The sequence below is a fragment of the Tellurirhabdus rosea genome, from assembly GCF_026278345.1.
In the GTDB taxonomy this organism is placed as follows: Bacteria; Bacteroidota; Bacteroidia; order Cytophagales; family Spirosomataceae; genus Tellurirhabdus; species Tellurirhabdus rosea.
In genome coordinates this window covers 2807501-2822677 of sequence record NZ_CP111085.1, presented here as the reverse complement: position 1 = coordinate 2822677, position 15177 = coordinate 2807501, and the positions used below count along the sequence as shown (strand labels likewise).

The following is a 15177-nucleotide window of genomic DNA, read 5'->3' as shown; positions in this document are numbered from 1 at the left end:
GTCTCTTTTCTCTTTTGTCTATTCCTGCTTACGCCATCGCCAGCTTGTTCTCGTTCCGCTTGCGCTCGTTTTCGTCGAGGAAAATCTTACGCATCCGGATCGACTTCGGCGTTACTTCCAGGTATTCGTCTTTCTGGATGTATTCCATGGCTTCTTCCAGCGAGAACGTCACTTTCGGCGCAATCCGGACGTTATCATCCGAGCCGGAAGCCCGCATGTTGGTCAGTTTTTTGGCCGTCATGGCGTTGACCACGATGTCGTTCTGGCGGTTGTGCTCACCGATTACCTGACCCATGTACACCTCTTCGCCCGGCTCTACAAAGAAGACGCCGCGGTCCTGAAGCTTATCAATCGAGTAGGCCGTGGTGGGACCCGTGTTCATCGAAATCAGCGAACCGTTGATCCGCTCGGCGATGGGGCCTTTGTATGCCTGGTAATCCTTGAAACGGTGACTCATTACGGCTTCCCCGAAGGTAGCGGTCAGTACGTTCGAGCGCAGACCGATCAGGCCGCGTGACGGAATCTCGAACTCCAGGTGCTGAAGATCGCCTTTCGGTTCCATGATCAGCAGTTCGCCTTTGCGCTGCGTAGCCAGTTCGATAACCTTACCGGCGGTTTCTTCCGGAACGTCAACGACCAGCGTTTCGATCGGCTCCATGCGGTTGCCGTTCTCGTCCTGCTTGTACAGCACCTGCGGCTGGCCTACCTGCAATTCGTAGCCTTCGCGACGCATCGTTTCGATCAGGACAGACAGGTGAAGAATACCCCGGCCATACACCAGGAAGCGGTCTTCGCTGTCAGTCGTTTCTACGCGCAGTGCCAGGTTCTTTTCGGTTTCCTTGAACAGACGGTCGCGCAGGTGGCGGGACGTCACAAACTTTCCTTCCTTTCCGAAGAAAGGCGAGTTGTTGATCGTGAACAGCATGTTCATCGTCGGCTCGTCTACCGAAATACGCGGCAGGGCTTCCGGATTCTCCACGTCGGCGATGGTATCCCCGATTTCGAAGTCTTCCAGACCGGTCACGGCGCAGATCTCACCGGAGCTCACCTCCGATACTTTCTGCTTGCCCAGACCTTCAAACACGTGCAGTTCTTTGATGCGCGACTTCTTGATGGAGCCGTCCGCTTTGATGAGGGCTACGTTCGAGCCTTCGCGCAGCGTTCCCCGGTGTACGCGTCCGATGGCGATCCGGCCCACGAAAGCGGAGTAGTCGAGGGAGGTAATCTGCATCTGCGGCGTTCCTTCGTTGCTCGGTGCCGGCGGAATAACTTCCACGATCGTATCCAGCAGGAAGGTGATGTTGTCGGTCGGGGTTTTCCAGTCCGGGCCCATCCAGCCCTGCTTCGACGAACCGTAAACGGTCACGAAATCAAGCTGGTCTTCGGTAGCCCCGAGGTTGAACATCAGGTCGAATACCTGCTCCTGAACTTCTTCCGGGCGGCAGTTTTCCTTATCGACTTTGTTGACGATCACGACCGGCTTCAGGCCCAGTTGCAGGGCTTTGCTCAGAACGAAGCGCGTCTGGGGCATCGGACCTTCGAAGGCATCGACGAGCAGGCAAACGCCATCGGCCATCTTCAGGACGCGCTCTACCTCACCTCCGAAATCGGAGTGACCCGGGGTGTCGATGATGTTGATTTTCACGTCTTTGTAACGGACGGAAACGTTCTTGGAGACAATCGTAATGCCCCGCTCCCGCTCCAGGTCGTTGTTGTCGAGGATCAAATCCCCAAATTCCTGGTTTTCCCGAAAGATCTTCGAGGCGTGGATAATCTTGTCAACCAGCGTCGTTTTACCGTGGTCAACGTGGGCGATAATTGCGATATTGCGAATAGATTGCATACAGATTCAGAACTCTGATTCACTTGATTTGATCGATTCTGCTGATTAAAGTGTCCAAGCTTGTAAGCTCTTTGTCAAATCTTTAATCTTCGAAGAATCCGGGTAATCATAAAATCACCGTAAATCCCAGTTCAAGACATTAATTGGCCCGCAAAATTACGAAATTTTGGCCTGAATAACAGAAATTTACAATTTATTAACCCACATTTAACGCAAAAGCCGGTCTGAACCGGCTTGTCAGTCAGGAGGTTGGTGTTCAATGCTTCGGACAGCCGCAGTCGTTTTTGCGAAACAGGCCCCACATAAATCCTTTTTTCTTCCGGTAGCCGCGGGCTTTACGTTTGCGCTTTACGATTTTAGCCTCTTTTACTTCGGAGGGGGCCGCAGATGAGGTGAGTGCCTCTGCCGACGACTCAACCGGCAGCAGCATCCCAAAGGTCATGCTCAGAATCAGTAGCTTCTTCATGGTTGTCAGACTTATCCGTGTAACGTAAAGAAGGCGCTGTTCGTCACACCGGATAAAAAGTTTTTATCACCTGACCTTCCGACAGGGCTTTTTTCCGGCCGGACATATAAAAACCGGCTTTCGAAATAAGCCGGTTTTTATATGGACTCCTTACCGTCTGCGGTAGCCCCGATACGGCGTCCGGTACCCCCGGTTTCCGTAATAACGCGGACTGGGTTTATAATACCGATACGCGCGAGGAGCGTAATAACGCGGCGGAGGCGTCACGATCACCGGCGGACGGTAGGCGTACGGCCGGGCTCCGTAATACCGATATCCGGGGCCGTAATCGGGCCGGACACCTACGTAGGTCGGACCACAGCTTGCCAGCGAAAGCGCCAGCAGCACACCGGTCACGATAGAAAGCAATTTTCCCGTTTTCATAGCATTTTGCGCCAAAGGGTTGACTGTGTTCTCCTTAGACAACAAAAATTTACGAAGGTTTATTCGGTTTGCCGCTGCGTGATGTATCCACGGGCTTTAGCCCGTGACGAGATCGACTTGAAACCAAGCGTACAATCACGGACTAAAGTCGTGGGTACATGATCACGGGCTAAAGCCCGTGAATACATCAGGCTTTCAATCGGTCCTTCAGGTACGTTAACGAACGCTGGTAGGCGTCCGCGGTGGCCTGCTTGTCGAAAATGGGATTGCTCGGATTGGCAAAACCGTGGTCGGCCTCGTACATTTTCACTTCTACTTTTTTCCCGGCCTTGTCCATGTTGTCCTGAAACTGTTTGACGACCTGCGGATTGATAAAGCCGTCTTTGGAAGCAAACAGGCCCAGCACATCGGTTTTCAGCGTTTTCAGTTTGTTGACGTCCTGCTCCGGGGAGCCATAATACATCACGCAGCCCACGGCCCGGTCGCCTTCCAGCAGCGCCGACTGCAAAGACATGGCCCCCCCGAAACACCAGCCCACACTGGCGATCTTTGCCTTGTTGCCCGCGTAGTTAATGGCACCCTGCATGATGGACCCCAGACGATCCCGGCTTACGCCCTGCATGAGTTTGGCGGCCTCCTGGCGGTCGGCGGTTACTTTTCCGTCGTACATGTCCACGGCCAGCACGTTCACATTTGTCAGGTCATTGTAGTACTTCTCGGCCTGCTGCTTGATGTTGTCGTTCAGGCCCCACCATTCCTGGTACACAAACAGCCACTTGTCGGAGGGCTGCTTTGCTTTCAGGAAAAAGCCGTTGGCTTCTTTTCCGTCCGGCGTTTTGAATTTGATCATCTCACCGGCGGCGCTGACGTACCGGAAAGAGGCCGGATTGGCATGAGCCGCCATAAACGCCGGGTTCGAGGCAAAACGAGCCATGTCATTGGGAACACTATGGCAAAGCGGTACGCCGTCCGGAGTGTTGGAAGCAGCCGTTTCGTCCGCCTTTCGGGTCCCGAATACCGAAAAAAACAGGGCGGCAAACGAGAGAAAAATGGTTTTCATAGGATTAGAGAAGGGGTTGAAGTTTCATCAGGCTTTTACAAGTTCAATAATCGTAATTTCCGGTAAAATTCCCACACGGCCGGGATAGCCCAGATACCCGTACCCTCTATTTACGTACAGATGCTGATCGCCTTCGGTGTACAGTCCCGCCCACTGTTTGTAGACGTACTTGGACGGACTCCATTTGAAATCACCGATTTCCACGCCGAACTGCATGCCGTGGGTGTGGCCCGCCAGCATCAGGTCGATATCCGGAAACTGTCTGCGGACCTGCCCGTCCCAGTGGCTGGGGTCGTGGGAAAGCAGCAGTTTGACGGGGTAGTCTTCCGTTCCGGCATAGGCTTTGGCCAGATTGCCGTACTTCGGCCAGCGTTCGCCCGCGCCCCAGTTCTGAATGCCGATCAGGGCCAGTTTGTCGCCTCCTTCGGTCAGGATGCGGTTTTCGTCCATCATCAGGTTCCAGCCCATGTGGCGGTGGGCGTCCATCAGTTTCTGGAGGTTGGCCCGCTTGGCATCCAGGCTTTGCCAGGCCACGTAATCGCCGTAGTCGTGGTTGCCGAGCGTCGAGAAAACGCCCATCGGGGCTTTCACTTTGCCGAAAATGTCGATGTAGTCCTTTACCTCATCGGCCGTATTGTTGACCAGATCGCCCGTAAAAAAGACCATGTCGGGCTTTTCGCGCAGCAGCATTTCCACCCCTCCTTTTACGGCTGTTTTGTTGAAGAAGCTGCCCGAATGAATGTCCGATAGCTGGGCAAACCGGAATCCGTGGAAACCCGACGGCAGGTTTTTCAGCGGCAGCCGGACGCGCCGGACGCGGTAGTCGTGCGCGCCGGACACGATGCCCCAGGTAAAGCCCGCCAGCGGAACGGCCCCGGCTACGAGGGCGGCTTTCGACAGGAATTCGGAGCGCGAAATAACGTCCGTCTGCGGAATGGTCGCCTGCCGGGTATCGTCTACGGCCGAACGGATATCGGGCCGGTTGACCAGCGAAACAAGCCAGCGGCCCAGGCGGCCGATGTCGTCAATCAGCAGGAAAATTACCGGCAGAATCTTGCACAGGTACGGAATGGCGATGAGGCTGTAAAGAAAATTGCGGGTGACGCGCCCGAACGCATCGGGCGGACTAAACTGCACCACCCAGTAGACCAGCAGCAAAAATGCCGTAAAGCCCCAGTAAACCAGCGTGGCCGTGCGGCGGGTTGTGAGCGCAGAATCGTCCGTTACATTTTTGACGGCCTGAAAGACGTACCAGTCGATCAGAAGCATCACGGCGGATACAAAGACAATGACAATCAGTCGGTTCATAGTAATAAACTTGTGAAGATTTAACGAAGCCGGGTGTAGATAGGTTATACCGCCCGTCATTAATTCACGTCGTTAAAAACAAATGCCATATCCGTTAGATATGGCATTTGTTTTTAACGACGCGGCGGTTATTCGTTGATAAACTCCGGCTCCGGCTGGGCTTTCGGCTCCAGCGCCGGGTCTTTTTTGCCGAAGAATTTCATCCGGATACGCTCGTTGACCCAGTACATACAGGGCACGATGACCAGCGTCAGCACGGTCGAGAAGGTCAGACCGAAGATGATCGTCCAGGCCAGGATGTTCCAGAATACGGCACTATCCCCGCCGATGACGACGTGCGGATCGAAATCGCGGAACAAGCCTACGAAGTCGATGGTCAGACCGGTCGCCAGCGGCACCAGGCCCAGCACGGCGGCCGAGGCCGTCAGCAATACGGGCGTCAGACGAATGGCACCGCCTTCAATGATGGCTTCCCGCAGCGGCATGCCCCGCCCGCGCAGCTCGTCGATGAACTCGATGAGCAGAATCCCGTTTTTCACCACAATCCCCGCCAGGGCGATGATCCCGACGCCGGACATAATGACCGAGAAGGCTTTTCCGAAGGCCATGAAGCCCAACAGTACGCCTACGAGGGACAGAATGATGGTCACGAAGATGATGATCGGCTTCACGACCGAGTTGAACTGCGTGGCCAGAATGAGGTAGATCAGCAGCAGCGCCATCCCAAAGGCACCACCCAGGAAGCTCATGGATTCCTGCTGGTCTTCCTGCTCACCACCCATTTTCACGCTGTAGCCGTTCGGAACTTCCATCTGGTTCACTTCCTGCTGAATCTGCGCGACGATCTGGTTGGCGTTGAAACCCGGCACAATATCCGAGCTCAGGGTAATCAGCCGCTCCTGGTTTTTCCGGTTGATCTGGCTGAAGGTCGTCGAGTAGTTCACATCGGCTACCGCCGTCAGCGGAACCTGACGGAGTACGCCTCCGAGGTTCATATCCCGGTAAACAATGTTCATGCTCAGCAGCCGCTCAATCTGATTCCGGTCGTCTTTTTTCAGACGCACCATGATCGGGTATTCGTCCTTGGCGTCGCGGAAGCGCGAAATCTCCAGACCAAAGAGGGCGGTCCGGACGGATTGCGCCACCTGCCCGGACGAAATGCCTTCGCGCTGGGCTTTGTCCCGGTTTACGTTGACGATGATCTCCGGTTTATTGGTGACCAGATCCGATTTCAGCTGGTCGATTCCTTCGATGCCTGCCGCCGAAATCCGGGCCCGCAGGCTTTTTTCCAGATTCATCAGCGTATTGAAATCGTCGCCGGCAATTTCGATGGTAATCGGCTTACCCGTCGGCGGCCCGTTGCGTTCGCGTTCTACGGAAATTTCGGTGCCCGGAATGCCCGTCAGCGACGCCCGTACCTTATTGAGCAGTTCCTCCGTTGAGCGACCTCCGCGTTCTTCATTTTTCACAAAGGCCACCGTCACTTTGGACTTATGCGGCGTAGCCGAACGGTCGGGGTTGAACGGGTCACCGGCATTCTTCCCGACGTTCGAGATAACCGAGTTGACCATGTCCATCGCCTTGTTCTGTTCCAGGACGGCGAACACCCGCTTTTCGATTACCTTGGTGATCGAGTCCGTCACGTTGGCGTCCGTTCCGACGGGCATCACATTATACACGTAGACGTAGTCCGGCTCGCCACTCGGGAAGAAGATCACTTTCGGCTGTACGATACCCATCAGCACAAACGTCACGATCAGCAGTCCGAACATGGACACAATCGCCCCTACCGGCCGCCAGCCGTGCAGAATCCACGAAATCAGCTTCCGGTACCCGTCTTTCAGCTTCGGCAGCAACCTTTCCTGGAAAGGAATAATCAGCCGCGGCGTCAGTACGTAGTGGTTGAAGGTGTACAGGAAGATGAAAAACACGAACAGGTTGCCAATGCCCCGGTCGATGATATAGCCTACCCCCGCCAGCGCCGCCATGATGATGATCGGCCGCTGGATGGCTCTGAAGCTGGTATCCGCAGCCTCGTTGTGCTCCTCGTCGTGCCGTTTCATGAAGGTTACGGCAAAAACCGGGTTCATCACGTAGGCGACAAACAGCGAGGCAAACAGGGTCAGAATCAGCGTCAGCGGCAGGAATTTCATAAACTCCCCGACGATACCCGGCCAGAACAGCAGCGGAAAGAATGGTGCAATGGTTGTCAGCGTCCCCGACAGTACCGGGATGAACACCTCTCCGGCAGCAGCCTTCACCGACTTCTTGATGTCCCAGTCTTTATGCTGGTTGAAGAGTCGGTGCGTATTTTCGATAACCACAATCGCGTCGTCCACCACAATACCCAGACCGAGCAGGAAGGCAAACAGCACGATGGTGTTCAGCGTGAAGTTGGTACCAACCACCGGACCGACAATCGGCATACAAACGAAGGCCACCAGCGCCGACAGCGGCACCGACAGACCCACGAAGATGGCGTCGCGCACGCCCATGAAGAACATCAGAATCAGTACGACGAAGATAAAGCCCAGTACCACGGTGTTGAGCAGGTCATGCAGCTCGGCGCGGGTCCGCTCCGACTGGTCGGCCGTGACTTTCACTTCCAGACCCTGCGGAAAACGGTCCAGTTTGTATTCTTCAATCGTCTTTTCGATGTTATCCGAAGCCGAAATCAGGTTGGCGCCGGCCCGTTTGATGACGTTCAGCGTAACGACCGATTTGTTGTTCAGACGGGCAAAATCCTGCTGTTCCTCGAAGCTGTCCACCACTTCCGCCACGTCGCCGAGCCGGACAGTGGCCCCGGTTGCGGTGCGAATCATCAGGTTTTGCATCTGCGAAACATCCGTGAATTCGCCTTTCACGCGCAGCGTCCGCCGGACACCGTCCACCGGAAGTTCGCCGCCCGAGGCGTTGACGTTTTCGCCCTGAACGGCCATCATGATGTCGCTGAAGGTCAGGCCGGCCGACTGCATGCGGGGCAGGTCCACGTTGATCTGGATTTCCCGGGTCAGCGCGCCGACGATGTCCACGCGGCTGATTTCCGGCATGGCCTCGATGGCATCCTGCAGGTCCTCCGCGTATTCCTTGAGCTGCTTCAGGGAGAAGTTGCCGGCCATGTTGACGTTCATGATCGGAAACTCCGAGAACTCGACGCTCTGGGCCGTCGGACCCGAAGTCAGGTCGCTTTCCTTCGGCAGGTCCTGTTTGGCCTTATCGACGGCATCGCGCACTTTCTGCAGGGCGTCCTCCGATTTTACATCCGGGTTGAACTCGATCAGAATAACCGACACGTCCTGCAGGGCATTCGACTTGATCCGCTTAACCCCCGAAATCGACTTCAGCTGTTTCTCAATCGGTTTGTTAATGGTGTTTTCAATATCCGCGGGGGCGGTACCGGCGTAGATGGTCTGCACATACACCTGCGGCACCTTGATGTCCGGGAATTGCTCCTTCGGCAGGTTGTTATACACCACCAGCCCAAACATCGTAATGATAAAGGTGAAGATGTAGATGGCCGTCCGGTTCTCTACGCACCAGTTTGTAAAACCGAGGGTTTTATATTGTTCGAATTTCATGAATTACCAGTTTATGGTTTAGGGTTCAGCGTTTATGGTTCTGGAGTTCCAACGATAATCCATAAACTATAAACCCTAAACTGGTTAGAAATTAATCGGTTGTCCGTCCACCAGTTCCTGATAGCCTTTGGTGACCAGCTGGTCGCCGGCTTTCAGGCCCTCTATAACTTCGATCTGACCGCCGTAGCTCAGGCCAGTCTCCACCGTGCGGGCTTTCGCCACTTTCTTGCCGCCTTCATTAACGGCGACGTAAACGATTTTTCCGGTTTCCGTATTCTGAATCAGGTTCTGGTTGATGACCACCGCGTTCGGCTTCGATACGTCGTTGATTTTGACCTGAGCCAGCATGTTCGGCTTCAGATCGTTGCTCGACGGCAGCGGCGCTTCGATGGTAAAGGTCCGACTGGCCGGGTCAACGGTGGTCGACACAAAATTGATCGTCGTTTTGAGCTCCTTGTTAATGTCGGGAAACACCACCATGATCGGGTCGCCTCTCCGGACGCTGCCGGCGTAGGTATCGGCCACTTTGGCCACCACTTTCAGCGAAGACAGGTTCACGACCCGAACCATTCCCATGCCGGGCATGGCCACATCCCCGATTTTGACGTTCACCTTATCCACCACCCCGCCGATGGGCGACGTAACGGTAAACTGTGAACGCTGCGTGTTCAGCGTTGCCAGCTGCCGTTCGATGGCCTCTTTGTTCGTTTTGGCCTGCAGGTACTGAATTTCGGTGCCGATCTGTTGTTTCCAGAGGTTCGCCTGTTTTTCGTAAACCGTCGTAGCGAGTGCCAGCTGGGTTTTGAGCTGTTCGGTATTGTCGCGCAGAACGGCATCGTCCAGACGGGCCACCACCGAACCGGGCCTGACGGCGTCGCCTTCCTTCACGTACAGGGCGGTGATCGCCCCGCCGGATTTTGGCGTTACCTGGATGTTGTTCTTGGCATCAATGGTCCCCTGAAGTTCCACAAAATGCCGGAAGGTGGTAGCGGCCACGGGCGCAACGGCTACGTCTTTGATGCGTACCTGTTCGACTTTTTTCGGGTCCAGTTTCGTCACTTCGCTTTCCAGCTGGCGGATTTGAGTGGCCAGTTCGGCCTGCTGGCTTTTGAGTTCAGCCAGTTCCGCTTTTTTGGTTTCAAGGTCTGATTTCTTTTCCTGTGAGCAAGCGACAAGCAGGCTTGCGGTAAGTCCGAGGGCGTAATATGCTTTCATGGTAAGTAGGTCTGAAAAATTCAGGTGTAATCCGTACGGTTAGTTGCCGGCGAACAGTTTGCCGGTAGCCTTATCCAAATCAACTTTTGCCAGCATGAAATCAAGCAGGGCGGCGTAATAATTCGTCTGGGCTTCCCGCGATGAAGTTTCGGCGTTCAGCACTTCGATGTTGGAACCAACCCCTTCTTTGTATTTAATCCGCGTTACCCGCAGAATCTCGTTGGCCAAATCCAGGTTCCGCTGCTGGGTCCGCAGGGTCTGCAGGTTGTTCTGGAGCGTAATCTGGGACTGCCGGATCTGCAGATCAATCGAGTTTTTCAACAGGTCGCCGCTGTTCTGGGCTTTCTGCAACGTGATGCGCTGCTGTTGTCCGCGGTACTTCCGGGCAAACCCGTCGAAAACCGGAACGGACAGATTCAGCCCGACCGACGAGAGCGCAAACCATTTTGTGGTAAACATCTCGCTCAGCTTGTTCCGGCCGTTGTTATAACCGTAGTTAAAGAATGCCGACAAGCGCGGGAAATACGATTTCTGGGTATTCTGAATGTCCAGCTCAGCCAGTTTCAACTGCGACTGCAACTGGTCGAACTCGATCCGGTTGGCATAATCGAAGCCCGTGGCTGAATTGTTGATCTCCCGTTCCATTTCCTCGACGTTGATCTGGGCGATGCGGTCCGTCAGCAAGATGGGGTCGTTCACATTCAGGCCCATCTGAAACTTCAGCAGGTAGTAGCTCAGGCCGACCAGATTCTGCACTTTCTGTTTTTCGGTCTGCAGGTTGTTCAGCTGTACTTCCAGCCGGTCGATGTCGATCTTTTCCACAAAACCCTGCTGGTTCAGCGCCCGGGTTTCGCGAAGCAGCGTGTCGAGCCGGCCGATGTTGTAGTCCAGCAGTTTCATCCGTTCCTGGCTCACCAGAACGCCGTAGTACGCTTTGGCCACCTGCTCGGCCACGGAGATTTTGGAGGCCGTAATGTTTTTCTGGGCCAGTTCACGATACACGTCCGCCGCCTTCAACCCGATCCGGTAGGAGGCATCAAAAAGCAGCTGGTTGACGGCACCCTGCAGGCTTCCGGCGTAGGTTACCCCAAAACGGACCGGAATCGGCGGCGCGTCGTCCGGCGCGTTGGGATCGAAGAACTTGCCCGGTAGAAAGGCCGTCTGAATCGCCAGGTTATCCAGCAGACTCCCGGATACGCTAACCTGCGGCAGCGACACCGACTTTACCTCCTTGATACGGGCTTCGGCACTGACCGCATCCAGTTGCGAATTTTTGACGTTAATATTCTGCTGCGTTGCAAATTGTATTGCTTCGGTAAGGCTAAACTCCCGGGGCGTCTGTGCCATCGCCAACGAAGTTATCCCAACAGACAACGCCACCACTCCCAGCAGTTTACCCGGTGATAGAAGCTTGTTCATTACGATATTCGGTTAAGTATTGATTGTAAATTGAAATGCCTTTTTCGGTAAGAATTCCTCTGATGAAGTGATGCAGTAACTGAATCTGGACATCTGCCAGCGTACGCGACCGGCTGACCGGAAAAATGAGTTCGTTAAACCCCAGTTGCACCAGTTCGATGCGCAGTCGGCTCATAATTTCGATATCAACACTGGCCAGATACAGGCCTTGTGCCACGCCGCGCCGCAGATTCTCCCTAATCTGTTCCAGCACAAATTTCTCTTTAAAATCCGTGAAGACCTGCCAGGCACGGGGGTAATGACGCTGGACATCAATGATGAGGGAAGGATTCATGGTAGCCAGTTGCGTCCGCATCATCTCGGAAACCATGAGCATCTCCTCTATCGGATTTTCAATTTCCGCCATCTGGCAGTCGGCGTTTTTCCGGTCAAGCTCCATTCGGTAGTGCATGACTTGAAAAACAATGTCGTCCTTATCCGTAAAATGCTGATATATAGTCTTTTTCGAAATTCCAATCTGGCGGGCAATATCATCCATCGTGATGCTCCGGACACCATATTTCCAGAACAACGCTTCAGTTTCTTTGATTATCCGTTCCTTAACTTCCACTTTATTGCATTTTTCCTAAGCGGTGAACTGAGGAAACTTTTGGAAAGTTCTTAGTTTCCAAAAAATAATTTACTGCGGATGAACTTAGCGGGTGTTCAAAGTTGCGGCTACGGTCTTAACTCTGCAAAAAATAAAGGATGAAGCTACTGATTTAAGGGATGAACCGACTTATTTGCGGACTAGTACCCCTATTTGATTCTGGCTGGAACAGCAGGGATTCTCGAAGCATATATAAATATTCTAATATAAAATAATACCGTCCGGACTTCCCGAATGGTGTTTGAGTACCTGAAGAGCTTTTAATTTACCTGTAAGCTGCTCTGCGGAATGACTTTTTTAACGAGCTGGTGATAGATTCTTTCTACTTTTTCGGCCATCACCACCGCGTTGTAGCTTGTAAGGACACTGTCCCGGGCGTTGAGCTGAAGCTGGTGTCGAAGTTCGTTATCTTCCAGAAGTCTGCAAATCGCGGCGGACAGCCGCTCCGGCTCCTGCGGGTTCACGGTCAGTCCATTAAAGGCATTCCGGATTAATTCCCGGGTGCCATCTACCGCCGACGCAACAATGGCTTTTTCCATAGCCAGCGCTTCAATCAGGCCGATAGGCATGCCTTCCCAAAGCGAGGGCAGACAAAAAATATCGATCGCATTCAGCAATTCGGGAACATCCTGTCGAAACGCATCCAGAATGACCCGGTTATGAAGTTTGAGTTCCTTGATTCTGCTTTTCACCTCGTCGAGCAGTTCTCCGGACCCAATCATCAGCAGCATCGCGCGTGGATGCCTGGCGGCGACCTGGGCGAATGCCTCAACCATGCTGACAGGATCTTTCTGAACCGTCATCCTGGCTATAAATCCAATGACGGGCTGGTCGGAAGCAATGCCGTATTCCTTCCGGATATCAGTCAACGCCCTCTTGGGGTTGAACCGATTGAGGTCGATGCCATTGTAAATGACTTCGGCCTCAAATCCAGCAATGTGTTCTTTGCCAAACTGCAGGTTTGCTTCCGAGACACATATATTTTTCTGGGTTTTGGCTGCCAGCCAGCCTTCGGCAATCATCCGGGCGTAATAAACCGGAGCCGACAGGCTATCGTGAAACGACCAGCCGTGTACCGTATAAACCAGGGGAACATTCTCTTTGCGGCAAGCATAGCACACATTTGTCAAAGCCCGGGTGCCATGCGCATGGACCAGGTCGATCTGCTCGTCTCTGATAAGCTTCCTGACTTTTGTCCAGGTTGTAAGATCAAACCCGTGGCTGGAAGGAATCACGTGTACCCGAATGCCCATGTCCGTTAGCTGCTCCACCATGGGGCCGTCGGTAAACGAAAGGACGACAGGTTCAAACCGACGCTTATCCAGATTGCTGACCAGCGTTAATACGTGGCTTTCGCCACCACCTATTTTTCCCTGGCGTATTGTTTCCAGAACTTTTATTTTCTTCTGCATTCCGATTCGAACGATGACATGGGTCTTCTGTCATAAATCAAAAAGCATGCAAGTATTTATCAATCAGGAAGAATATTGTGGTTTTCCGGACAATAAAATCACCAGCTGAAAGGGCGTAAAACAAAAAAGGCCACAGACACTGTCTGTGGCCCCTGATTCAGCGGTGGCGGCTACCTACTCTCCCGGATGCGACTCCAGTACCATCGGCGTGGCGGGGCTTAACGGCTCTGTTCGGAATGGAAAGAGGTGGACCCCCGCACCATGGCCACCATCCCTGCTCTTCCCCCACACTTACCCGGCACTCGCGTCCCGACGGTGGGTTAAGGGAATGGCTCCCCTGATGTCTCTGGCGTTTCCTGCCGCACTGGAAACTACAACCGCTACCTTGTGAGTCTGTCGACTGCACTTCTTGGCCTGTAAAGGAATGGAGCCACGCGTTCGGGCCATTAGTACGACTCGGCTCTAGCGCTCTCACGCCCTGCACCTGTCGCCTATCCACGTCCTGGTCTCGGACGACCCTTCATGGAAGTCTCATCTTCGGGCCTGCTTCGCACTTAGATGCTTTCAGCGCTTATCAGTTCCCCACGTAGCTACCCGGCCGTGCCGCGGGCACGACAACCGGTCCACCAGCGGTGGGTCCATCCCGGTCCTCTCGTACTAAGGACAGCCCCCGTCAGACTTCCCACGCCCACCACAGATAGGGACCGAACTGTCTCACGACGTTCTGAACCCAGCTCGCGTGCCACTTTAATCGGCGAACAGCCGAACCCTTGGGACCTTCTCCAGCCCCAGGATGTGACGAGCCGACATCGAGGTGCCAAACCTCCCCGTCGATGTGAGCTCTTGGGGGAGATCAGCCTGTTATCCCCGGCGTACCTTTTATCCTTTGAGCGATAGCCCACCCATGCGGAACTACCGGATCACTATACCCTGCTTTCGCACCTGATCGGCCTGTTCGCCTCACAGTCAAGCCCGCTTCTGCTATTGCACTCCCCAGCTGGTTACCAACCAGCCTGAGCGGACCTTTGGAAGCCTCCGTTACCTTTTCGGAGGCGACCACCCCAGTCAAACTACCCACCAACCACTGTCCCCTTAACCTAAGGGTTAGACTCCAGCACAGACAAGGGTGGTATTTCAACGTTGGCTCCACGATGCCTGGCGACACCGCTTCACTGCCTCCCACCTATCCTACACATCCCTGCCCCGAAGTCCATGATAAGCTATAGTAAAGGTGCACGGGGTCTTTCCGTCCCGTGGCGGGTAAGCGGCATCTTCACCGCTACTACAATTTCACCGAGCTCATGGTTGAGACAGTGCCCAGATCGTTACACCATTCGTGCAGGTCGGAACTTACCCGACAAGGAATTTCGCTACCTTAGGACCGTTATAGTTACGGCCGCCGTTTACTGGGGCTTCAGTTCAATGCTTCCCTTGCGGTAACATCCCCCCTTAACCTTCCAGCACCGGGCAGGTGTCAGACCTTATACCGAATCTCTCGATTTCGCAAAGTCCTGTGTTTTTGGTAAACAGTCGCCTGGGCCTCTTCTCTGCAACCTCCCATCACTGGGTAGGCCCCCCTTCTCCCGAAGTTACAGGGTCATCTTGCCGAGTTCCTTAACCATGACTCACTCGTGCACCTGAGGCTCTTCGCCTCGACTACCTGTGTCGGTTTGCGGTACGGTTACCGGAAAGATTAACGATAGCGGCTTTTCTTGGAAGCCCATCCCCGGCGCTATCCCGCAGCCCCGAAGGGCCCTGGGTACTTTCAACTTCCACCTGACTCTACGTACTTCACTATAGAACC

10 protein-coding genes and 2 rRNA genes (1 of these 12 running past the window's edge) are annotated in these 15177 nt (G+C 54.2%); all 12 read right to left on the bottom strand.

Going from position 1 to position 15177, the window contains the following annotated elements; translation table 11 throughout:
* Positions 1-28: 28 nt before the first annotated feature.
* A complete protein-coding gene (gene typA / locus ORG26_RS11825) occupies positions 29-1843 on the bottom strand; it encodes a translational GTPase TypA (protein ID WP_266361961.1) in 1815 nt (604 codons plus the stop codon).
* 256 nt (positions 1844-2099) lie between these two features.
* A complete protein-coding gene (locus tag ORG26_RS11820) occupies positions 2100-2309 on the bottom strand; it encodes a hypothetical protein (RefSeq protein WP_266361959.1) in 210 nt (69 codons plus the stop codon).
* A gap of 150 nt (positions 2310-2459) precedes the next feature.
* Complete coding sequence (locus ORG26_RS11815; RefSeq protein ID WP_266361957.1) at positions 2460-2732, bottom strand: hypothetical protein; 273 nt, start codon at positions 2730-2732, stop codon at positions 2460-2462.
* Between the two features lie 187 nt (positions 2733-2919).
* Complete coding sequence (locus ORG26_RS11810; RefSeq protein ID WP_266361955.1) at positions 2920-3792, bottom strand: dienelactone hydrolase family protein; 873 nt, start codon at positions 3790-3792, stop codon at positions 2920-2922.
* A gap of 27 nt (positions 3793-3819) precedes the next feature.
* On the bottom strand, positions 3820-5100 hold the full coding sequence (locus tag ORG26_RS11805) for a metallophosphoesterase (RefSeq protein ID WP_266361953.1): 1281 nt from the start codon (positions 5098-5100) through the stop codon (positions 3820-3822).
* Between the two features lie 128 nt (positions 5101-5228).
* Positions 5229-8678 (bottom strand): efflux RND transporter permease subunit, encoded by a 3450-nt coding sequence (locus tag ORG26_RS11800; protein WP_266361951.1) that lies wholly within the window; start codon positions 8676-8678, stop codon positions 5229-5231.
* A gap of 84 nt (positions 8679-8762) precedes the next feature.
* The gene (locus tag ORG26_RS11795; protein ID WP_266361949.1) at positions 8763-9893 is read right to left on the bottom strand and encodes an efflux RND transporter periplasmic adaptor subunit; all 1131 of its coding nucleotides are present in this window, start codon (positions 9891-9893) and stop codon (positions 8763-8765) included.
* A 39-nt stretch (positions 9894-9932) separates the two neighbouring features.
* Positions 9933-11312, bottom strand: a complete 1380-nt coding sequence (locus ORG26_RS11790; protein ID WP_266361947.1) for a TolC family protein — start codon at positions 11310-11312, stop codon at positions 9933-9935.
* Positions 11287-11922, bottom strand: coding sequence for a TetR/AcrR family transcriptional regulator (locus ORG26_RS11785; protein WP_266361945.1), 636 nt, complete (start codon positions 11920-11922; stop codon positions 11287-11289). Before ORG26_RS11785 ends, ORG26_RS11790 begins: the two co-directional genes overlap by 26 nt.
* A 299-nt stretch (positions 11923-12221) precedes the next feature.
* Positions 12222-13373 carry a glycosyltransferase family 4 protein gene (locus ORG26_RS11780; RefSeq protein WP_266361944.1) on the bottom strand — a complete coding sequence of 384 codons (1152 nt, stop codon included), beginning with the start codon at positions 13371-13373 and terminating at the stop codon, positions 12222-12224.
* Positions 13374-13534: 161 nt separating this feature from the next.
* Positions 13535-13646, bottom strand: a 5S ribosomal RNA gene (gene rrf / locus ORG26_RS11775).
* Positions 13647-13799: 153 nt separating this feature from the next.
* A 23S ribosomal RNA gene (locus tag ORG26_RS11770) occupies positions 13800-15177 on the bottom strand; it runs 1518 nt beyond the window's last position.